This is a genomic window from Pseudomonas pudica (genome assembly GCF_015680405.1).
Taxonomy (GTDB): domain Bacteria; phylum Pseudomonadota; class Gammaproteobacteria; order Pseudomonadales; family Pseudomonadaceae; genus Aquipseudomonas; species Aquipseudomonas pudica.
Window position 1 is genome coordinate 24,497 of sequence record NZ_JADLJS010000022.1, and the last position, 21,524, is coordinate 46,020.

Consider the following 21,524-nt stretch of genomic DNA (forward strand, 5'->3'; position numbering starts at 1 on the left):
GGGGCTCAGGCCAAGGCAGCGGCGTACAGGTCGGGCTTGAAGCCGACCAGGGTACGCGCGCCAAGGTCGAGCACCGGGCGCTTGATCATCGACGGCTGGGCCAGCATCAGCTCGACGGCCTTGGCCTGGTCGAGGTCGGCCTTGCTGGCGTCGTCCAGCTTGCGGAAGGTGGTGCCGGCACGGTTGAGGATGACTTCCCAGCCGTGTTCGTCGCACCAGCGGTTCAGGCTGTCACGGTCGATGCCTTGGGTCTTGTAGTCGTGGAATTCGTAGGCGATGGCCTGGTCTTCGAGCCAGGTACGTGCCTTTTTCATGGTGTCACAGGCTTTTATGCCGTAGAGCGTGTAGGTCATTGTGTGCATTGGGGATCACAGGCGGCCCCAACCTCTCCGTTTACCGATTTCAGTCGCGGGATTATGCGGGAACGATCCTGTGAGCGCCACGGGTGTGCATGTCTTGCATCTCACAGGCACTGCAAGACTCAAGGCATGCATCTGCTAAGCGACAAGAGGTCAAACCTGCGCCACCGACAAACCGAAGTATCATCATGTTACATATTCATCCGCCACCTGCGACTATCGTGCAGCGGCCCTGAATTGCCCATCGCCGCTAACATATTGTTTCAATGGCGATGTTTCGCCCTGTTGTCGTTTCTGGTTCACAAAGGAAGCTTTCCCGGATGCAGTCCGCCTACACCGTCCTCATCCTGCTGACGCTGGTCAGCGTGTCGAAGCTGGTCGGCCGCATGATTCCGCTGCCCTTGCCGTTGGTACAGATCGCTGCCGGCGCCTTGCTTGCGTGGCCGACACTGGGCCTGCATGTGGCACTGGACCCCGAGCTGTTCCTGTTCCTGTTCCTGCCGCCGTTGCTGTTCGCCGACGGCTGGCGTATTCCCAAGCGCGAGTTGTGGCGCATTCGTGGGCCGGTGGTGGCGCTGGCCGTGGGTCTAGTGCTGTTTACCGTGGTCGGGGCGGGTTACTTCATTCACTGGCTGCTGCCGAGCATCCCGCTGCCCGTGGCCTTCGCCCTGGCCGCAGTGTTGTCGCCAACCGACGCCGTGGCGGTTTCGGCCATTACCCAGGACCGCCTGCCCACCCCGCTGATGCACATGCTCCAGGGCGAGGCCCTGATGAACGATGCCTCGGGCCTGGTGACCTTCAAGTTCGCCCTGGCGGCGGCAATCACCGGGGTGTTCTCGTTGACCGACGCAAGCTTCAGCTTCGTACTGGTCGCCCTGGGCGGCCTGGCGGTGGGCGTGGCCCTGAGCTGGCTGATCGGCCGCCTGCGTGCCTGGATGATTGCCCGCGGCTGGGACGACCCGGCCACCCACGTGGTGTTCATGTTGCTGCTGCCGTTCGCCGCCTACGTGCTGGCCGAGCGCCTGGGCGTGTCGGGCATCCTTTCGGCGGTGGCGGCCGGCATGATGCAGAGCTGGCTCGACCTGCTGCCACGGCAGACCAGCACGCGCCTGCTCAACCGCAGCGTGTGGTCGCTGCTGGAGTTCGCCTTCAACGGCCTGATCTTCCTGCTACTGGGCCTGCAACTGCCGGATATCATCAAGGCCGTGGTCAGCCATGAACCCACCGTCTGGCCGACCCTGGCCTGGCGCTGCCTGGACGTGGTGGCGATCTTTGTGGCGCTGATCTTGCTGCGGTTCATCTGGGTCCAGAGCATCTGGCGCTCGATCGGCGTGGTACGCCGCTGGCGCGGTAAGCCGGCGCTGGTGCTGATGCCCACGGCGCGTTCTTGCTGGTTGCTGACCCTGGGTGGGGTGCGCGGTGCGGTCACTCTGGCCGGCGTGATGTCGATTCCGTTGTTGATGGGTGCAGGCAAGGCCTTCCCGGAGCGTGACCTGCTGATCTTCATTGCGGCTGGGGTGATCCTGCTGTCGTTGATCAGTGCCTGTATCGCGCTGCCGCTGTTGCTGCGCGGGGTGACCAAGAGCCCGGACGAGCGCTTGCACCAGGAAGTGCAGGAGGCCTGGCGACGTACGGCCGAGGCGGCGATCCATGCGCTGGAGGCAGAGGAAGTGATCGACAGCAATGCGCCGCAGGATGCCGCGCAGGCGACCCTGGCGACCGAGTTGAAGGCGCGCTTGATGGCGGAATACCGCGATGAGCTGGACAGCTACAACGACAGCGCCGAAGCCAAGGCGCTGGCCGAGCAGATGGACCTGCTGGAGCGGCGTTTGCGCTTGCGGGCGCTGCGGGCGCAGCGGCTGGAGCTGTATGAGCTGCATCGCCAACATCTGGTGGGGGATGAAGTGGTACGTCAGGTGCTGGGTGAGCTGGATATGAGTGAAGCGAACCTAGGGGCGGTCAGGTAGACCGCAGGGGCCGCTTTGCGGCCCTTTCGCCGGCAAGCCAGCTCCCACAGGTAATGCACAGGGCCTGAGGTTGATGCGGTCAGAGTGGGAGCTGGCTTGCTGGCGAAAGGGGCGCAAAGCGCCCCCCTTGAGCGAATCAGCGGTTCTGCAGAAATGCGCGAATCCGCTCTGCCGCCTCGATGCACTCGGCCAGCGGCGCAACCAGCGCCATGCGCACACGCCCGGCGCCCGGGTTCACGCCATCCACTTCGCGCGACAGGTACGACCCCGGCACCACTGTCACATGCTGGGCCTCGAACAGGTCGCGGGTGAACTCGGCATCGTCGCCTGGCACCTTGGCCCACAGGTAGAAGCTGCCATCCGGCCGCTGCACATCCAGCACCGGTTGCAGGATATCCAGCACGGCATCGTACTTGGCGCGGTACTGATCGCGGTTCTCGCGCACATGCGTCTCGTCCTGCCAGGCTGCGATGCTGGCCAGCTGGGTTTGTACCGGCATGGCGCAGCCGTGGTAGGTACGGTACAGCAGGAACGGCTTGATGATCTCGGCGTCACCGGCGACGAAGCCCGAGCGCAGGCCAGGCAGGTTGGAGCGCTTGGACAGGCTGTGGAATACCACGCAGCGCTTGAAGTCGCTGCGGCCCAGTTCCGCACAGGCAGTCAGCAGGCCTGGTGGCGGGGCATCCTCGTCGAAGTACAGCTCGCTGTAGCATTCATCGGCAGCAATCACGAAGTCGTGCTCGTCGGCCAGGGCAATCAGCTTCTTCAGGGTGCCCATCGGCACCAGTGCGCCGGTGGGGTTGCCCGGCGAACACAGGAACAGGATCTGGCAACGCTTCCACACTTCAGCCGGCACGGCGTCGAAGTCGGGGTTGAACCCGTTGCTCTCCAGGCACGGCAGGTAGTGCGGGGTAGCACCGGCCAGCAGCGCTGCGCCTTCGTAGATCTGGTAGAACGGGTTGGGGCTGACCACCAGGCCGTCATCGGCGCGGTTGACCACGGCCTGGGTGAAGGCGAACAGTGCTTCACGGGTGCCGTTGACCGGCAGGATGTGGCGGTCGGCATCCAGCCAGCCGGCCGGTACGCCGAAGCGCCGCTCGCACCACTGGCCGATGGCCTGGCGCAGGGCCGGCAGGCCGATGGTGCTTGGGTACACTGCCAGCTTGTCGAGGTTGTCGGCCATGGCCTGGGCGACGAACGCCGGCGATTCGTGCTTCGGCTCACCGATCGACAGGGCGATGGCGCGCTTGTCCGCCGCAGGCGCAACGCTGCCCAGCAGGGCGCGGAGTTTTTCGAACGGGTAGGGCTGAAGCTGGGTCAAGGCATGGTTCATCGGCGCAAGGTCTCGTCAATCGTCTAATCGTTAAAAGGTCACGCGGGTAGGGCTGGCATCGCTGGCCTGGCCGGCCTGCAACTGCTGGACGATGGCCTCCTGCAGTCGGCTGCACAGCTGTGGGTCGGACAGCGGCTGGTTGTCGGCATCGGTGATGAAGAAAACGTCTTCCACCCGCTCGCCAAGGGTGGCGATCTTGGCGTTCTGCAGCGACAGGTCGAACTCCAGGAAGATGCGCCCCAGCCGGGCCAGCAGGCCTGGGCGGTCGGGCGCGGTGATTTCGAGGATGGTCACCGGACGCTGGGCATCGTTGAGGATGGTCACCTGTGGCGGGAAGTCGAAGTGCTTGAGCTGGCGCGGTACCCGGCGCTGGATGATGGTCGGGTAGTCCTCGGGGTTGCGCAGCGCTTCGGTCAGGCCGTCGCGGATCTGCTTGACCCGCTGCGGGTTGTCGCCGATCGAGCCGCCGTCGTTGTCCAGCACGATGTAGGTGTCGAGGGTGAACTGGCTGCTCGAGGTGATGATCCGCGCGTCATGAATGTTCAGGTTCAGCTGCGACATGGCCGCCACCGTCACGGCGAAGAAGTCGTGCTGGTCCGGGGCATAGATGAAAATCTGCGTGCCACCCTCGAACTCGCGCTGGGTGGTTTCCTTGATCAGCACCAGCGGCCCGCCATCGGCCGGCTGCTGGAGGATCGCGTCACTGTGCCAGGCCACATCGGCGGCGGTGTGCTTGAGGAAGTAGTCATCGCCCAGCTGCGACCACAGCTGCTCGACGTCGTCCGGGTCTGTGCCTTCGCGCACCAGGATATCCAGCGCCGCCGTTTGGGTCTGGCGAATCTGCTCCTCGCGGTCCAGCGGGTTTTCCAGGCCACGGCGCAGGGCGCGCTTGGTCTCGGTGTACAACTGGCGCAGCAGGCTGGCCCGCCACGAGTTCCACAGGCTGGGGTTGGTTGCGTTGATATCGGCCACGGTCAGCACGTACAGGTAGTCCAGGCGCGTCTCGTCACCCACGTGCAGGGCAAAATCGTTGATCACCTGTGGGTCGGACAGGTCTTTGCGCTGGGCGGTGGTCGACATCACCAGGTGGTTCTGCACCAGCCAGACGATCAGTCGGCTGTCCCAGGCGGGCAACTGGTGGCGTTCGCAGAACTTCTTCGCATCCACCGCACCCAGCTCGGAATGGTCGCCCTGGCGGCCCTTGCCGATGTCGTGGTACAGGCCGGCCAGGTAGATCAGCTCGGGCTTGGGCAGACGGCCCATGAGCTTGCTGGCCAGCGGGAATTTCTCGGACACCGGCGTGTATTGCAGCTTGCGCAGGTGCTTGATGAGGTTGAGGGTGTGCGCATCGACCGTATAGATGTGGAACAGGTCGTGCTGCATCTGCCCGACGATCAGGCCGAACTCCGGCAGGTAACGTCCAAGGATGCCGTAGCGGTTCATCCGCCGCAGGTTGCGGTGGATGCCGATTTCGCACTTGAACAGCTCGATGAACAGGCTGGTGTTGCGGATATCGGTGCGGAAGGTATCGTCGATCAGGTGCCTGTGTTCGCGCAGCAGCCGCACGGTATCGGCGCGTACGCCCTTGATCTCGGGGTGCTGGGCCATCAGCACGAAGATTTCCAGCATGGCGAACGGCGTGCGTTTGAACACGTTCGGCCTGGCCGCTTCTATATAACCGTCATGCAGGCGGAAGCGCGCATTCAGCGGCTGGGTGGTGCCGCTGTCGTCATCGGCGAGGATGACCTCCTCGAAGTGCTGGATGATCAGGTCGCACAGCTGGCTGATGCTCATCACCACCCGGTAGTACTGCTGCATGAACTGCTCGATCGCCCGCTTGGGGTTGTCGTCGCTGTAGCCCAGCAGTGCGGCGATGCTGCGCTGGTGGTCGAACAGCAGGCGGTCCTCGGCGCGCCCGGCCAGCATGTGCAAGGCGTAGCGCACCTTCCACAGGAAGTCCTGGGACGAGGCCAGCAGCTCGTTCTCGCTTTCCAGCAGGAAACCTTCGCCGGCCAGCGCGTGCAGGTTGAGGGTGCCGTACTGGCGCCGGGCCACCCACAGCACCGTCTGGATGTCCCGCAGGCCACCTGGCGAGCCTTTCACATTGGGTTCGAGGTTGTACTCGGTGTCGTTGTACTTGTGGTGACGGGCCTTGAGTTCGGCCCGCTTGGCCAGGAAGAAATCCTTGCTCGGCCACATGTGCGCAGTACTGGTCACCTCCAGCATGCGCTGGCGCAGGGCTTCGGGGCCGGCAACGGTGCGGCTTTCCATCAGGTTGGTGATGACCGTCAGGTCGGCGCGGGCCTGCTCGGCGCACTCGTCGACGGTACGCACGCTCTGGCCAACTTCCAGGCCGATGTCCCACAGCAGGGTGAGAAAACGCTCGATGGCGTCGCGGTACTGCTCGTGTTCGGCAGCACCCAGCAGGATCAGCAGGTCGATGTCCGAATGCGGGTGCAGCTCACCGCGGCCGTAGCCACCCACCGCGACCAGGGCGATGCCGCTCTGGTCGCCCCAGTCGAACTGGTTCCAGGCCTGTTGCAGGATGTTGTCGACGAGCCAGGCGCGGGCCTCGATCAGTGGGCGGATGTCGCTGCCACTGCGGAAACGCTTGTCGAGCACCTCGCCGGCCTGGCGGATGGCTTTCTTGAAGGCGGCGATGGGGCTCGCCTTGAGGGCCAGTTCCGCCTGGAACTGGCCGCGGTCGAACAGCTCGGGATCCACCTGGGGCATCGCGTCACGTTCCTGTCGTGGGGGTGGCCTGTCGGAGTGCGGTCAGGCCGAGGTGCGCGGGATGGTGTCGTCCTTGCGCAGGGTGAAGATCTCGTAGCCGGTCGCAGTCACTACCAGGGTGTGCTCCCACTGGGCCGAGAGCTTGCGGTCCTTGGTGATGGCGGTCCAGCCGTCGCCCAGCACCTTGGTGTCGGCCTTGCCCTGGTTGATCATCGGCTCGATGGTGAAGGTCATGCCTTCCTTCAGCTCCATGCCAGTGCCAGCGCGGCCGTAGTGCAGGATCTGCGGCTCCTCGTGGAACACCTTGCCGATGCCGTGGCCGCAGAACTCGCGCACTACCGAGAAGCCGTTCTTTTCAGCGTGCTTCTGGATCACTTCGCCGATGTCGCCCAGGCGGCAGCCCGGCTTGACCAGTTCGATGGCCTTGTACATGCACTCCTGGGTGACCTTGGACAGGCGCTCCGCCCATACCGGCACGGTGCCGACGTGGAACATGCGGCTGGTGTCGCCGTGGTAGCCGTCCTTGATCACGGTGACGTCGATGTTCAGCGTGTCACCGTCCTTGAGTGGCTTGTCGTTGGGGATGCCGTGGCAGACCACATGGTTGATCGAGGTGCAGATCGACTTCGGGTAGCCCTTGTAGTTGAGCGGCGCCGGGATGGCCTGCTGGACGTTGACGATATAGTCGTGGCAGAGGCGGTCCAGCTCTTCGGTGGTGACACCGGGCTTGACGTGTTCCTCGATCATTTCCAGCACCTCGGCGGCCAGGCGGCCGGCGATGCGCATCTTCTCGATGTCTTCTGCGGTCTTGATGGTGACGGTCATTACAGGCTCTCTACAGCGCCGTGCACGGCGCGAACAAACGGGAAAGGCCGGATTCTAGCAGAGCAGGGCGCCGATCGGTCGGGATAAAGGCGGCCATGCTGCTGTCTATAGCTGGCATTCTGGCGCGAAAGCCGGGGTGCTGCAAAAGCCGCTGACGGACGCAACAGCATTCGGGTTCCGTTCGGCCGCGGTCTGTGGTATAAAATGCGCCGCTTTCGGGGACGACCCCGTAAGCACTTAACCCACACACGTGTCGACACGATGACCTGGGTGCCCCGAGTTGCAGAATTCGCGGGTTGGTCATTGGGATACGTGGAGGCCCAACCCGACTTATCAAGGAACTATCATGTCCCAAGTCAACATGCGCGATATGCTGAAGGCCGGTGTGCACTTCGGCCACCAGACCCGTTACTGGAACCCGAAAATGGGCAAGTACATTTTCGGCGCGCGTAACAAGATCCACATCGTCAACCTGGAAAAAACCCTGCCGATGTTCAACGACGCTCTGGCGTTCGTAGAGCGCCTGGCCCAGGGCAAGAACAAGATCCTGTTCGTCGGCACCAAGCGTTCCGCCGGCAAGATCGTCGCCGAGCAAGCTGCTCGTTGCGGTTCGCCGTACGTTGACCACCGTTGGTTGGGCGGCATGCTGACCAACTACAAGACCATCCGCGCTTCGATCAAGCGTCTGCGCGACCTGGAAACCCAGGCCGAAGACGGCACTTTCGCCAAGCTGACCAAGAAAGAAGCCCTGATGCGCTCCCGCGACCTGGAAAAACTGGATCGCAGCCTGGGCGGCATCAAGGACATGGGCGGTCTGCCAGACGCACTGTTCGTTATCGACGTTGATCACGAGCGCATCGCGATCACCGAAGCCAACAAGCTGGGCATCCCGGTTATCGGCGTTGTCGATACCAACAGCAGCCCGGAAGGTGTTGACTACATCATCCCAGGTAACGATGACGCCATCCGCGCTATCGAGCTGTACATGACTTCGATGGCTGACGCAGTCATCCGCGGCCGTAACAACGTTGCCGGCGGCACCGAAGTTTACGCTGAAGAAGCGGCTGCACCTGCTGCCGAGTAATTAGACGCTAGCGTCGACTTGGCACGCAAAAAGGGGGCTCTGCCCCCTTTTTGCCACCTTGAAATCCTGCTGTCAGCATCGGCCCCGCATCATGGGCTCGCTGAGATAAATACAGCGGATTTGCAGAATTGAACGCCCGTGACGAGCGGGTGGAATGGTTGAAAAACTTTCCAAGAGGATTTTGAAATGGCAGCAATTACTGCAGCGCTGGTCAAAGAACTGCGCGAGCGTACCGGCGAAGGCATGATGGATTGCAAGAAGGCCCTGGAAAAGGCCGGCGGCGACATCGAAAAAGCCATTGACGACATGCGTGCCTCGGGCGCCATCAAGGCCGCCAAAAAGGCTGGCAACGTCGCTGCTGAAGGCGCTATCGCCGTCAAGACCGACGGTAAATCCGCCGTCCTGCTGGAAGTGAACTCGCAGACCGACTTCCTGGCCCTGCAAGACGACTTCAAGAACTTCGTTGCCGACAGCATCGAAGAAGCCTTCGCCCAGAAGCTGACCGACGCCGCCCCGCTGATCGCATCGCGTGAAGCTGCTCGTGAAGCCCTGGTTGCCAAGTGCGGCGAGAACGTCAACATCCGTCGCCTGGTGCGCGTCGAAGGTGACGTTGTCGGTGCCTACCTGCACGGCAACAAGATCGGCGCTGCCGTTGTCCTGAAAGGCGGCGACATCGAGCTGGCGAAGAACATCGCCATGCACGTTGCGGCTTCGAACCCTGAGTTCCTGGATTCGTCGGAAATCTCCGCTGAAGCCATCGAGCGCGAGAAGAACGTCTTCCTGCAGCTGAACGCCGACAAGATCGCTGGCAAGCCGGAAAACATCGTTGAGAACATGATCAACGGCCGTATCACCAAGTTCAAGGCCGAAGCCTCGCTGAAAGAGCAAGCCTTCGTAATGAACCCGGAAGTCAAGGTTGGCGAGCTGGCCAAGAAAGCCGGTGCTGAAATCGTTTCCTTCACCTACTTCAAGGTCGGTGAAGGCATCGAGAAGCCAGTCGACGACTTCGCTGCTGAAGTTGCCGCTCAGGTAGCTGCTGCCAAGCAGTAAGACAGCCCCGTCTGTCGCCCCGAAGAGGCTGCCCGCTCACGCGCGCAGCCTCTTTGTCAAAACGGCGAAGGGTTTATAAAACCTGCCGCCGCTGGCACCAAGACGGTGCCACGCTACAGTTAGCAGGCTGCAAACAGCCCGCACGAATTTTCTAAAAGTACGCCGCAGGAGAGACTCGCAATGGCTCAGCAGGTGAGTGGTCGCCAACCTCGCTATAAACGCATTTTGCTCAAACTTAGCGGCGAGGCCCTGATGGGCTCGGAAGACTTCGGGATCGACCCGAAAGTGCTGGATCGCATGGCCCTGGAAGTTGGCCAACTGGTAGGGATCGGTGTCCAGGTCGGCCTGGTGATCGGTGGTGGCAACCTGTTCCGCGGCGCCGCGCTCAGCGCAGCCGGCATGGACCGCGTCACCGGTGACCACATGGGCATGCTGGCCACCGTGATGAACGGCCTGGCCATGCGCGACGCGCTGGAGCGTTCGAACATCCCGGCCCTGGTCATGTCGGCCATTTCCATGGTCGGTGTCACCGATCATTACGATCGTCGCAAAGCTATTCGCCACCTCAACTCCGGGGATGTGGTAATTTTCTCCGCCGGTACCGGCAACCCGTTCTTCACCACCGACTCCGCGGCCTGTCTGCGCGCTATCGAAATCGATGCCGATGTGGTGCTGAAGGCGACCAAGGTCGATGGTGTGTACACTGCCGATCCATTCAAGGACCCGCATGCCGAGAAGTTCGATCACCTGACCTACGACGAGGTCCTGGATCGCAAGCTGGGTGTGATGGACCTGACCGCAATCTGCCTGTGCCGTGACCACAAGATGCCATTGCGGGTATTCAACATGAACAAGCCTGGCGCCCTGCTGAACATCGTGGTGGGTGGCGCTGAAGGTACTCTGATCGAGGAAGGCCAAGCATGATCAACGACATCAAGAAAGACGCGCAGGAGCGCATGACCAAGTCCCTCGAGGCCCTGGCCCGCAACCTGGCGGCAATCCGCACCGGTCGCGCCCACCCGAGCATTCTGGACAGCGTCAAGGTCCCGGCCTGGGGTAGCGAGATGCCGCTGAACCAGGTGGCCGCGATCACCGTCGAAGATGCCCGCACCCTGAAGATCGTCGCCCACGACAAGAACCTCAGCGCTGCCATCGAGAAGGCCATCCTCACCTCCGATCTGGGCCTGAACCCGTCCAGCGCCGGTACCACCATCCGTGTGCCGATGCCGGCCCTGACCGAGGAAACCCGCAAGGGCTACACCAAGCAGGCCAGCGGCGTTGCCGAGGATGCCAAGGTAGCCGTGCGCAACGTGCGCCGTGACGCCCTGGCCGACCTTAAGAAACTGACCAAGGACAAGGAAATCAGCGAAGACGAAGAGCGTCGTGCCGCTGACGAGATCCAGAAGCTCACCGACAAGTACGTTGCCGAAGTCGATGCTGCCTTCAAAGCCAAGGAAAAGGACCTGATGGCCGTCTAAGGCCGGGGTTTTTTAATGGAAAAGACCAAGCCAGCGGCGCCGTCCTCGGTGCCGCGTCATGTCGCGATCATCATGGATGGCAACAACCGCTGGGCGAAAAAGCGCCTGTTGCCCGGCGTTGCCGGGCACAAGGCGGGTGTCGACGCCGTTCGCGCGGTCATCGAAGTCTGTGCCGAGTCCGGGGTCGAGGTACTGACCCTGTTCGCCTTCTCCAGCGAGAACTGGCAGCGCCCCGCCGAAGAGGTCGGTGCGTTGATGGAGCTGTTCTTCTCGGCCCTGCGCCGCGAGGCCAAGCGCCTGAACGAGAACAACATCAGCCTGCGTATCATCGGTGACCGTTCGCGTTTCCATCCCGAGCTGCAGGCCGCCATGCGCGAGGCCGAGGCGCTGACCGCCGGCAACAACCGCTTCATCCTGCAGATCGCGGCCAACTACGGTGGCCAGTGGGACATCGCCCAGGCCGCACAGCGGTTGGCGCGGGAGGTGCAAGCCGGGCACCTGCGTCCGGAAGACATCACCCCGGGTCTGCTGCAGACCTGCCTGGCAACCGGCGAGCTGCCGCTGCCGGACCTGTGCATCCGCACGGGTGGCGAGCACCGCATCAGCAACTTCCTGTTGTGGCAGCTGGCCTACGCCGAGCTGTACTTCTCCGACCTCTACTGGCCGGACTTCAAACACGAGGCCATGCGCAACGCCCTGGCCGATTTCGCTTCGCGCCAGCGCCGCTTCGGTAAGACCAGCGAGCAGGTCGAGGCTGGAGCTCGTGCTTAATGCTTAAACAACGCATCATTACCGCGCTGATCCTGCTGCCGATCGCGCTGGGTGGCTTCTTCCTGCTCAACGGTGGGGATTTCGCCCTGTTCATCGGCTTCGTGGTGACCCTCGGTGCCTGGGAGTGGGCGCGCCTGGCCGGGCTCATGGCCCAACCGCTGCGCATCGCCTATGCCGTGGTCGTCGCCGGAGCGCTGATGTTGCTGTACATCCTTCCGGAGCTGGCGCCCTGGGTGCTGGGCGCCGCGGTGATCTGGTGGGGGTTGGCCACCTGGCTGGTGCTTACCTATCCGCGCAGCAGTGAACTGTGGGCCAGTGCCGCCTGTCGGTTGCTGATCGGCCTGCTGGTATTGCTGCCGGCCTGGCAGGGGCTGGTGCTGCTCAAGCACTGGCCGCTGGGTAACTGGCTGATCCTGTCGGTCATGGTGTTGGTGTGGGCTGCCGATATTGGCGCGTACTTCTCCGGCCGTGCCTTCGGCAAGCGCAAGCTGGCGCCTCAGGTCAGCCCTGGCAAGAGCTGGGAAGGCGTGTATGGCGGCCTGGCGGTCAGTCTGGTGATCACCCTGGTGGTCGGTATCAGCCGCGACTGGGGCTTCGGGCAGATTCTGCTGGGCCTGCTGAGTGCCGCGCTGGTGGTCATGTCTTCGGTGGTCGGTGACCTGACCGAAAGCATGTTCAAGCGCCGTTCGGGCATCAAGGACAGCAGCAACCTGCTGCCTGGCCATGGTGGGGTGCTCGACCGCATCGACAGCCTGACCGCGGCGATCCCGGTTTTCGCCGTGCTGCTGTGGGCCGCCGAATGGGGTGTGATGTGAGCCGTCCGCAGCGTATTACCGTGCTCGGGGCCACCGGCTCCATCGGCCTGAGCACGCTGGATGTCATCGCGCGCCATCCCGACCGTTACCAGGTGTTCGCCCTGAGTGGCTATTCGCGTTTCGACGAATTGCAGGCCCTGTGCGTGCGCCACCGCCCGGCATTCGCCGTGGTGCCGAGCGCCGAGGCGGCCGCGCGACTGCGCGACAGCCTGGCTGCGGCGGGGTGCGTCACCGAGGTGCTGGAAGGCGAGGCCGGGTTGTGTCAGGTGGCGGCTGCGTCGGAAGTGGACGCGGTGATGGCGGCCATCGTCGGCGCCGCTGGCCTGCGCCCCACCCTGGCGGCGGTCGAGGCGGGCAAGAAGGTGTTGCTGGCCAACAAGGAGGCGCTGGTCATGTCCGGCGCGCTGTTCATGGAGGCGGTGCGGCGCAGTGGCGCCGTGCTGCTGCCGATCGACAGCGAGCACAATGCGATCTTCCAGTGCATGCCCGGCGACTACGCGCGCGGCCTGAGTGCAGTCGGCGTGCGCCGGATCCTGCTCACCGCATCCGGCGGCCCGTTCCGCGAGACGCCTGTAGAGGCGCTGCTGGACGTCACCCCGGAACAGGCCTGTGCGCACCCCAACTGGTCCATGGGGCGCAAGATTTCAGTGGATTCGGCCAGCATGATGAACAAGGGCCTGGAACTGATCGAGGCTTGCTGGTTGTTCGATGCCGCACCGGCCAGGGTCGAGGTGGTGGTGCACCCGCAGAGCGTGATCCACTCCCTGGTGGATTATGTCGACGGTTCGGTGCTGGCGCAGCTGGGTAACCCGGACATGCGCACACCCATCGCCAACGCCCTGGCCTGGCCCGAGCGGATCGATTCCGGGGTGGCGCCGCTGGACCTGTTCGCCATCGCCCGTCTGGATTTCCAGGCGCCCGACGAGCAGCGCTTCCCTTGCCTGCGCCTTGCGCGGCAGGCTGCCGAGGCTGGCAACAGCGCACCGGCCGTGCTCAATGCGGCCAACGAGGTTGCGGTCGATGCATTTCTCCAGCGGCGTATCCGCTTTCCGGAGATCGCGGGTATGATCGAACAGGTGCTCGATCAGGAGCCCGTCGTACCGCTGCCGTCGCTGGACGCGGTGTTCGCCGCCGATCAGCGTGCCCGGGAGCTTTCCCGTGAGTGGCTGAGGCGTCACGGTCGCTGATGCAGGCCCACCATGGTTCACGAGGGGGCTGGGCATGATGCCAGCCCGCTGAACATCATTCGGAGATGGATATGACAGCGCTCTACATGATTATCGGCACCCTCGTAGCCTTGGGTGTACTGGTCACTTTCCATGAATTCGGCCACTTCTGGGTGGCGCGCCGCTGCGGTGTCAAGGTGCTGCGCTTCTCGGTGGGCTTCGGCACGCCATTGCTGCGCTGGCATGACCGCCATGGCACCGAGTTCGTGATCGCTGCGATCCCGCTGGGTGGTTACGTCAAGATGCTCGACGAGCGCGAGGGTGACGTGCCGCCGGCGCTGATCGAGCAGTCGTTCAATCGCAAGTCCGTGCGCCAGCGCATCGCGATCGTCGCGGCGGGCCCGGTTGCCAACTTCCTGCTGGCCATCCTGTTCTTCTGGGTGCTGGCGATGCTGGGTACCCAGCAAATCCGCCCGGTGATCGGTGCGGTCGATGCTGGCAGCCTGGCAGCATCGGCAGGCCTGACCGCAGGTCAGGAAATCGTCTCCATCGACGGCAAACCGACCAATGGTTGGTCTGCGGTCAACCTGCAGCTGGTTCGTCGTCTGGGCGAGAGTGGCACCCTGCAGGTTGGCGTGCGTGAAGAGGGCGCCAGCGCCGAGCGCCAGCTACAGGTGAAGCTGGACAGCTGGCTCAAGGGCGCCGACGAGCCGGACCCGATCCAATCCCTTGGGCTGCACCCTTGGCGCCCGGCCATTGTGCCGGTGTTGGCAGAGATCGATCCCAAGGGGCCAGCTGCCGCAGCGGGCCTGAAAACCGGTGACAAGCTGCTGGCCCTCGATGGTGTAGCAGTGGGCGAATGGCAGCAGGTGGTCGATGCTGTGCGGGCTCGACCGCAAGCCAAGGTAGTGGTGCGGGTCGAGCGCGACGGTACTGCGCTGGACGTCCCGGTCACCCTGGCGCGCAAGGGCGAGGGCAAGGCGGCTGGCGGCTATCTTGGCGCAGGGGTAAAGGGTGGCGAATGGCCTGCCAACATGCTCCGCGAAGTCAGCTACGGCCCGCTGGATGCAGTGGGGGAGGGCTTGTCACGTACCTGGAACATGAGCGTCCTGACCCTTGAATCGCTGAAGAAAATGCTGTTCGGGGAGCTCTCGGTAAAAAACTTGAGCGGACCGATAACCATTGCTAAAGTGGCGGGCGCTTCAGCCCAGTCCGGCGTGGGGGATTTCCTGAATTTCCTGGCCTACCTGAGCATAAGCCTGGGGGTTCTTAACCTGCTGCCCATCCCGGTTCTGGATGGGGGGCATTTGCTGTTTTACCTGGTCGAGTGGGCGCGCGGTCGTCCTCTGTCGGATCGGGTGCAAGGTTGGGGGGTCCAGATCGGTATCAGTTTGGTCATAGGGGTGATGTTGCTCGCTCTGATCAACGATCTGGGTCGACTATAAAGCTTCGCTCAATTGCGAAACCTGCCGTCTTGTCGCGGCGGGCTGTTTATTGCCAGTTGGAATAAAAGGACTTCATGAAACGTCTGCTGCTAACTGCGGTCATGTCCGCACTGATGATCGCTGAAGTTCACGCCGAGTCCTTCACCATCTCCGATATCCGCGTCAACGGCCTGCAGCGGGTTTCCGCCGGCAGTGTCTTCGGTGCCTTGCCGCTGAACGTCGGCGACCAGGCCGATGACCGCCGACTGGTGGAGTCGACCCGTTCCCTGTTCAAGACCGGCTTCTTCCAGGACATTCAGCTGAACCGCGATGGCAATGTCCTGATCATCAACGTGGTCGAGCGCCCGTCGGTGTCGAGCATCGAGATCGAAGGCAACAAGGCCATCAGCACCGAAGACCTGATGAAGGGCCTCAAGCAATCGGGCTTGGCCGAAGGCGAGATCTTCCAGCGTGCCACCCTCGAAGGTGTGCGTAACGAGCTGCAGCGCCAGTACGTGGCCCAGGGCCGCTACTCGGCCGAGGTCGACGCCGAGGTGGTGCCGCAGCCGCGCAACCGTGTGGCGCTGAAGATCAAGATCAACGAAGGCACCGTCGCCGCCATCCAGCACATCAACATCGTTGGCAACAACGTGTTCGACGACGAGACCCTGGCGCAGCTGTTCGAGCTGAAGACCACCAACTGGCTGTCGTTCTTCAAGAACGACGACAAGTACGCCCGCGAAAAGCTCTCCGGTGACCTGGAGCGCCTGCGTTCCTACTACCTGGACCGCGGCTACATCAACATGGACATCGCCTCCACCCAGGTGTCCATCACGCCGGACAAGAAACACGTCTACATCACCGTCAACATCAACGAAGGCGAGAAGTACACCGTCCGCGACGTGAAGCTGTCCGGTGACCTGAAGGTGCCGGAAGACCAGGTCAAGTCGCTGCTGCTGGTGCAGCCTGGCCAGGTGTTCTCGCGCAAGGTGATGACCAGTACCTCCGAGCTGATCACCCGCCGCCTGGGCAACGAAGGCTACACCTTCGCCAACGTCAACGGCGTGCCGCAGCCGAACGATGAAGACCACACCGTCGACATCATGTTCGTGGTCGACCCGGGCAAGCGTGCCTACGTCAACCGCATCAACTACCGCGGCAACACCAAGACCGAAGACGAAGTGCTGCGTCGCGAAATGCGCCAGATGGAAGGCGGCTGGGCCTCGACCTACCTGATCGACCAGTCCAAGACCCGCCTGGAGCGCCTGGGTTTCTTCAAGGAAGTGAACGTCGAGACTCCACCGGTGCCGGGCACCGACGACCAGGTCGACGTCAACTACAGCGTCGAAGAGCAGGCCTCCGGCTCGATCACCGCCAGCGTCGGTTTTGCCCAGAGCGCCGGCCTGATCCTCGGTGGTTCGATCAGCCAGAGCAACTTCCTCGGTACCGGTAACAAGGTGTCGATCGGCCTGACCCGTTCGGAATACCAGACCCGCTACAACTTCGGCTTCGTTGACCCCTACTTCACTGCCGATGGCGTAAGCCTGGGCTACAACGCCTTCTACCGCAGCACCGACTACGACGACCTCGACGTCGACGTGGCCAGCTACGCGGTGGACAGCTACGGTGCGGGCGTCAGCCTCGGCTACCCGATCAGCGAGACCTCGCGCCTGACCTATGGCCTGAGCGTGCAGCAGGACAAGATCAAGACTGGCAAGTACACCGTTGACGAGATCTTCGACTTCCTCGAAGAGGAAGGCGACAACTTCCTGAACTTCAAAGCCTCGATCGGCTGGTCGGAATCGACCCTAAACAAAGGTGTACTGGCGACCCGCGGTCATTCGCAAAGCGTAACCTTGGAATCCACCATTCCGGGCAGCGACCTGTCGTTCTTCAAGCTCGACTACCGCGGCCAGCTGTTCAAGCCGATCACCAACGACTACACCCTGCGTCTGCATACCGAGCTGGGTTATGGTGATGGTTATGGCAGCACCTCGGGCCTGCCGTTCTACGAGAACTACTTCGCGGGTGGTTTCAACTCTGTCCGTGGCTTCAAGGACAGCAGCCTGGGCCCACGCAGTACCCCAAGCCGCGGCGAGGCCAACGGTGGCAAGCCAGGCACCATCGCCGACCCGGACCAGGATCCGTTGCCGTTTGGTGGCAACGTACTGGTACAAGGTGGTGTCGAGCTGCTGTTCCCGCTGCCGTTCGTCAAGGACCAGCGTTCGCTGCGCACCTCCGTGTTCTGGGACGTGGGTAACGTCTTCGATACCAATTGCGGCAACCAGCCTGATTGCGAGAAGGTCGGTTTCTCGGGCATGGCCAGTTCGGTCGGCCTGGGCGTGACCTGGATCACCGCACTGGGCCCGCTGAGTTTCAGCCTGGCAATGCCGGTCAAGAAGCCGGACGATGCCGACACCCAGGTGTTCCAATTCTCTCTGGGCCAGACCTTCTGAGGTCGGCCCTTGCTTAACGACAACGGTTTATCCAGGAGTGCATCGTGCGTAAGTTGACCCAACTGGCCGTAGTGGCCGCGGCGCTGGTCGCCACCCCGGCTTTCGCCGAAATGAAGGTTGCCGTCCTGAACTATCAGATGGCCCTGCTGGAGTCGGATGCCGCCAAGAAGTACGCGGTAGATGCCGAGAAGAAGTTCGGCCCGCAACTGACCAAGCTGAAAAGCCTGGAAAGCAGCGCCAAGGGCATCCAGGACCGTCTGATCAAGGGCGGCGACAAGATGCAGCAGCAGGAGCGCGAGCGCCTGGAGCTCGAGTTCAAGCAGAAGGCGCGTGACTTCCAGTTCCAGTCCAAGGAGCTGAACGAAGCCAAGGCTGTTGCTGACCGCGACATGCTCAAGCAACTGAAGCCGAAGCTGGATGGCGCTGTCGAGGAAGTGATCAAGAAAGGTGGTTACGACCTGGTCCTCGAGCGTGGTGCGGTCATCGATGTCAAGCCTCAGTACGACATCACCCGCCAGGTCATCGAGCGCATGAACCAAGCCCGTTGATATGACCGTGACCATGACGCTAGGCCAGTTGGCCGAGGCCCTCGGCGCCACCCTCAAGGGGCCCGAGGCGCTGCAGATTACCGGGCTGGCCACCTTGCAGGAGGCTGGCCCAGGTCAGTTGAGCTTCCTCGCCAACCCGCAGTACCGCAAATTCCTGGATAGCAGCCAGGCGGCCGCGGTGCTGCTGAAGGCGGCGGACGCCGAAGGCTTTGCCGGCAATGCGCTGATCGTCGCCGATCCGTACCTGGCCTATGCACGCATTTCCCATCTGTTCGACCCCAAACCCAAGGCTGTGGCGGGTATTCATCCCAGCGCCGTGGTGGCTGAGGACGCGCAGGTGGATGCCAGCGCCAGCATCGGACCGTTTGCGGTCATCGAAAGCGGTGCGCGCATCGCGGCCAATGTCAGTGTGGGTGCACACTGCGTGGTCGGCGCCCGTTGCGTGATCGGAGAGGGCGGCTGGCTGGCTCCACGGGTCACCCTGTACCATGATGTGACCATCGGCAAGCGTGTGGTCATCCAGTCGGGTGCGGTGATCGGCGGTGAAGGCTTCGGCTTTGCCAACGAGAAGGGCGTGTGGCGCAAGATCGCCCAGATCGGTGGCGTGACCATCGGCGACGACGTGGAAATCGGTGTCAACACTGCGGTCGATCGTGGTGCGCTGTCGGATACGCGGATCGCTGACGGGGTCAAGCTCGACAACCAGATCCAGATCGCCCACAACGTGCAGATCGGTGAGCACACGGCCATGGCCGCCTGCGTCGGAATTTCCGGCAGCACGCGCATCGGCAAGCATTGCACCATTGCCGGAGGTGTTGGCATGGTGGGTCATATCGATGTCTGTGATAACGTTTTCGTGTCCGGGATGACCATGGTGACCCGTTCGATCACCGAACCGGGTGCCTATTCTTCCGGCACTGCCATGCAGCCACTGGCTGAATGGCGCAAGAGCGCCGCGCGTATCCGCCACCTGGACGACATGGCCAAGCGTCTCCAGCAGCTGGAAAAACGCGTCGATACCGTGACCTCAGGTGGCCAGCCGACATCAGAAGGCTGATACCATTCCCTGAGCAAGAGTGAACAGTCGCTAGCTGGCTCCTCTTTGGACTGCAAAAGGAGCGTGTGGTCAGCACCTGCGCTCCCTATTCTTATTACAGGCTTCCCCCCCGAAATGATGGACATCAACGAGATTCGCGAATACCTGCCTCACCGTTACCCGTTCCTGCTGGTGGACCGCGTGACGGAGCTGGACTACGAGGCCCAGAGCATTCGTGCCTACAAGAATGTCAGCATCAACGAGCCGTTCTTCAACGGCCATTTCCCGGCGCATCCGATCATGCCGGGCGTCCTGATCATCGAAGCCATGGCACAGGCCGCGGGTATCCTCGGTTTCAAGATGCTCGACGCCAAGCCGGCCGATGGCACCCTGTACTACTTCGTCGGCTCCGACAAGCTGCGTTTCCGTCAGCCGGTACTGCCGGGTGACCAGTTGGTGCTGGAAGCCAAGTTCCTCAGCCGCAAGAGCATGATCTGGAAATTCGAGTGCCGCGCCCTGGTCGACGGCAAGCCGGTTTGCTCGGCAGAAATCACCTGTGCGGAACGCTCCCTATGAATTCGATTGATCCTCGGGCCATTATCGACCCCTCGGCCAAGCTGGCCGAGGGTGTCGAGGTCGGCCCCTGGTCGATCGTTGGCCCCGATGTAGAAATCGGGGAGGGCACCGTCATCGGCCCACATGTTGTGCTCAAAGGGCCGACCCGCATCGGCAAGCACAACCGTATCTTTCAGTTTTCCTCGATCGGCGAAGACACCCCGGACCTCAAGTACAAGGGTGAACCGACGCGCCTGGTGATCGGCGATCACAACGTGATCCGCGAAGGGGTGACCATTCACCGCGGCACCGTCCAGGACCGTGCGGAAACCACAGTGGGCGACCACAACCTGATCATGGCCTATGCCCACATCGGCCACGACAGCGTCATCGGCAACCACTGCATCCTGGTCAACAACACGGCCCTGGCCGGCCATGTGCACGTTGGGGACTGGGCGATCCTGTCCGGCTACACCCTGGTGCACCAGTACTGCCATATCGGTGCCCACGCGTTTTCCGGCATGGGTACGGCGATTGGCAAGGATGTCCCGGCCTTCGTCACCGTGTTCGGCAGCCCAGCCGAAGCCCGCAGCATGAACTTCGAAGGCATGCGCCGCCGGGGTTTCAGCGACGAGGTGATCCATGTGCTGCGCCGTTGCTACAAGATCGTCTATCGCCAGGGCCTGACCGTCGAAGACGCGCTCAAGGAACTGGACGAACTGGCTGCGAAGCACCCTGAGGTCGATCTGTTCCGTCAGTCGATCGTTAACTCCGCTCGCGGCATCACCCGCTGACATGGCCCAGCTTTGCGTAGCCTTGGTCGCGGGTGAGGCCAGCGGTGATATCCTCGGTTCAGGCTTGATGCGTGCCATCAAGGCACGCCGCCCGGACGTAAGGTTCATCGGCGTTGGCGGCCCCTTGATGGAAGCCGAAGGCCTGCAGTCCTATTTCCCCATGGAACGCCTGGCCGTCATGGGCCTGGTCGAAGTGCTGGGGCGCCTGCGCGAGCTGCTCAAGCGCCGCAAGCTGCTGATCGAGACCCTGATCGGTGAAAAGCCCGATGTGTTCATCGGCATCGATGCCCCCGATTTCACCCTCAACATCGAACTGAAACTGCGTCAGGCCGGGATCAAGACCGTGCACTACGTCAGCCCGTCTGTCTGGGCCTGGCGGCAGAAGCGTGTGCTGAAGATTCGCGAAGGCTGCGACCTGATGCTGACGCTGTTGCCGTTCGAGGCGCGGTTCTATGAAGAGCAGGGCGTGCCTGTACGTTTCGTCGGCCACCCGTTGGCCGACACCATCCCGCTTGAAGCCGACCGCCCTGCCGCACGTGCCGCGCTGGGCCTGGGCGAAGGGCCGGTAGTGGCGTTGATGCCGGGCAGCCGGGGCGGCGAAGTAGGGCGCCTGGGGGCTCTGTTCCTGGATGCTGCCGAGCGCCTGCGCCAGCAGGTACCGGGCGTGCGTTTCGTGCTGCCCTGCGCCAATGCCGCGCGTCGCGCCCAGGTCGAGCAGATGCTCGAAGGGCGCCAGCTGCCGCTGACCCTGCTCGATGGCCAGTCGCACCAGGCCCTGGCGGCCTGTGACGCGGTGCTGATCGCCTCGGGCACCGCTACCCTCGAAGCGCTGTTGTACAAACGGCCCATGGTTGTGGCCTATCGCCTGGCGCCCCTGACCTACTGGATCCTTAAGCGCCTGGTAAAGAGCCCATACGTGTCGTTGCCGAACTTGCTGGCCCAGCGTGCGCTGGTTCCCGAGCTGCTGCAGGATGACGCCACCAGCGAAGCCCTTGCCAACACCCTGGCGCCCCTGGTAGCCGATGGCAGCCAGCAGACCGAAAGTTTCGACGAAATTCATCGCACCCTGCGCCGTGACGCCTCCAACCAGGCAGCCGAGGCGGTACTGGCGTTGCTCAAGGACCGCTGAC

The 21,524-nt window shown here is 62.9% G+C and carries 19 protein-coding genes; 15 read left to right on the forward strand and 4 right to left on the reverse strand.

Features of this window, described 5'->3' with window-relative positions:
• Nucleotides 1–5: 5 nt before the first annotated feature.
• Entirely contained in the window at nucleotides 6–353 is a 348-nt protein-coding gene (locus tag IRZ77_RS16325) for an ArsC family reductase (protein ID WP_075043977.1), read from the reverse strand.
• Between the two features lie 326 nt (nucleotides 354–679).
• On the opposite strand from IRZ77_RS16325, the gene IRZ77_RS16330 reads away from it, so the two are divergent.
• Nucleotides 680–2,326, forward strand: a complete 1,647-nt coding sequence (locus IRZ77_RS16330; RefSeq protein ID WP_046616136.1) for a Na+/H+ antiporter — start codon at nucleotides 680–682, stop codon at nucleotides 2,324–2,326.
• A 136-nt stretch (nucleotides 2,327–2,462) separates the two neighbouring features.
• Here IRZ77_RS16330 and dapC read toward each other — a convergent pair whose 3' ends face one another.
• The 3 genes from dapC to map are packed head-to-tail and all read right to left on the reverse strand — an operon-like array spanning nucleotide 2,463 to nucleotide 7,217.
• A complete protein-coding gene (dapC, locus tag IRZ77_RS16335; RefSeq protein WP_046616137.1) occupies nucleotides 2,463–3,659 on the reverse strand; it encodes a succinyldiaminopimelate transaminase in 1,197 nt (398 codons plus the stop codon).
• Between the two features lie 30 nt (nucleotides 3,660–3,689).
• Entirely contained in the window at nucleotides 3,690–6,392 is a 2,703-nt protein-coding gene (locus tag IRZ77_RS16340) for a [protein-PII] uridylyltransferase (protein WP_046616138.1), read from the reverse strand.
• A 42-nt stretch (nucleotides 6,393–6,434) separates the two neighbouring features.
• A complete protein-coding gene (gene map, locus IRZ77_RS16345) occupies nucleotides 6,435–7,217 on the reverse strand; it encodes a type I methionyl aminopeptidase (protein ID WP_004375406.1) in 783 nt (260 codons plus the stop codon).
• Nucleotides 7,218–7,563: 346 nt separating this feature from the next.
• Here map and rpsB point away from each other — a divergent pair, with 346 nt between their 5' ends.
• The 14 genes from rpsB to lpxB all read left to right on the forward strand — a co-directional run bounded on the left by rpsB (nucleotide 7,564) and on the right by lpxB (nucleotide 21,523).
• Nucleotides 7,564–8,301 carry a 30S ribosomal protein S2 gene (gene rpsB / locus IRZ77_RS16350; protein ID WP_046616139.1) on the forward strand — a complete coding sequence of 246 codons (738 nt, stop codon included), beginning with the start codon at nucleotides 7,564–7,566 and terminating at the stop codon, nucleotides 8,299–8,301.
• 186 nt (nucleotides 8,302–8,487) lie between these two features.
• Nucleotides 8,488–9,351: a translation elongation factor Ts gene (gene tsf, locus IRZ77_RS16355; protein ID WP_046616140.1), complete on the forward strand. Its 864-nt coding sequence runs from the start codon at nucleotides 8,488–8,490 to the stop codon at nucleotides 9,349–9,351.
• A gap of 180 nt (nucleotides 9,352–9,531) precedes the next feature.
• Nucleotides 9,532–10,275 carry a UMP kinase gene (gene pyrH / locus IRZ77_RS16360; RefSeq protein WP_003252294.1) on the forward strand — a complete coding sequence of 248 codons (744 nt, stop codon included), beginning with the start codon at nucleotides 9,532–9,534 and terminating at the stop codon, nucleotides 10,273–10,275.
• On the forward strand, nucleotides 10,272–10,829 hold the full coding sequence (gene frr / locus IRZ77_RS16365; RefSeq protein ID WP_025337974.1) for a ribosome recycling factor: 558 nt from the start codon (nucleotides 10,272–10,274) through the stop codon (nucleotides 10,827–10,829). The genes pyrH and frr overlap by 4 nt, the downstream gene beginning before the upstream one ends.
• Before the next feature lie 15 nt (nucleotides 10,830–10,844).
• The gene (uppS, locus tag IRZ77_RS16370; protein ID WP_015269194.1) at nucleotides 10,845–11,600 is read left to right on the forward strand and encodes a polyprenyl diphosphate synthase; all 756 of its coding nucleotides are present in this window, start codon (nucleotides 10,845–10,847) and stop codon (nucleotides 11,598–11,600) included.
• Nucleotides 11,600–12,415, forward strand: coding sequence for a phosphatidate cytidylyltransferase (locus IRZ77_RS16375; RefSeq protein WP_046616141.1), 816 nt, complete (start codon nucleotides 11,600–11,602; stop codon nucleotides 12,413–12,415). The genes uppS and IRZ77_RS16375 overlap by 1 nt, the downstream gene beginning before the upstream one ends.
• A complete protein-coding gene (ispC, locus tag IRZ77_RS16380) occupies nucleotides 12,412–13,602 on the forward strand; it encodes a 1-deoxy-D-xylulose-5-phosphate reductoisomerase (RefSeq protein WP_196173940.1) in 1,191 nt (396 codons plus the stop codon). Before IRZ77_RS16375 ends, ispC begins: the two co-directional genes overlap by 4 nt.
• Before the next feature lie 71 nt (nucleotides 13,603–13,673).
• Nucleotides 13,674–15,026 carry an RIP metalloprotease RseP gene (gene rseP, locus IRZ77_RS16385; protein WP_046616146.1) on the forward strand — a complete coding sequence of 451 codons (1,353 nt, stop codon included), beginning with the start codon at nucleotides 13,674–13,676 and terminating at the stop codon, nucleotides 15,024–15,026.
• A gap of 74 nt (nucleotides 15,027–15,100) precedes the next feature.
• Entirely contained in the window at nucleotides 15,101–17,461 is a 2,361-nt protein-coding gene (gene bamA, locus IRZ77_RS16390) for an outer membrane protein assembly factor BamA (protein ID WP_196173941.1), read from the forward strand.
• A gap of 44 nt (nucleotides 17,462–17,505) precedes the next feature.
• On the forward strand, nucleotides 17,506–18,009 hold the full coding sequence (locus IRZ77_RS16395) for an OmpH family outer membrane protein (protein WP_015269197.1): 504 nt from the start codon (nucleotides 17,506–17,508) through the stop codon (nucleotides 18,007–18,009).
• A gap of 1 nt (nucleotide 18,010) precedes the next feature.
• Nucleotides 18,011–19,066, forward strand: a complete 1,056-nt coding sequence (lpxD, locus tag IRZ77_RS16400; protein ID WP_013971258.1) for a UDP-3-O-(3-hydroxymyristoyl)glucosamine N-acyltransferase — start codon at nucleotides 18,011–18,013, stop codon at nucleotides 19,064–19,066.
• 114 nt (nucleotides 19,067–19,180) lie between these two features.
• Nucleotides 19,181–19,621, forward strand: a complete 441-nt coding sequence (fabZ, locus tag IRZ77_RS16405) for a 3-hydroxyacyl-ACP dehydratase FabZ (protein ID WP_004375427.1) — start codon at nucleotides 19,181–19,183, stop codon at nucleotides 19,619–19,621.
• Complete coding sequence (gene lpxA / locus IRZ77_RS16410; protein WP_046616623.1) at nucleotides 19,618–20,394, forward strand: acyl-ACP--UDP-N-acetylglucosamine O-acyltransferase; 777 nt, start codon at nucleotides 19,618–19,620, stop codon at nucleotides 20,392–20,394. Before fabZ ends, lpxA begins: the two co-directional genes overlap by 4 nt.
• A gap of 1 nt (nucleotide 20,395) precedes the next feature.
• Nucleotides 20,396–21,523, forward strand: coding sequence for a lipid-A-disaccharide synthase (lpxB, locus tag IRZ77_RS16415; RefSeq protein WP_196173942.1), 1,128 nt, complete (start codon nucleotides 20,396–20,398; stop codon nucleotides 21,521–21,523).
• Nucleotide 21,524: the final 1 nt, after the last annotated feature.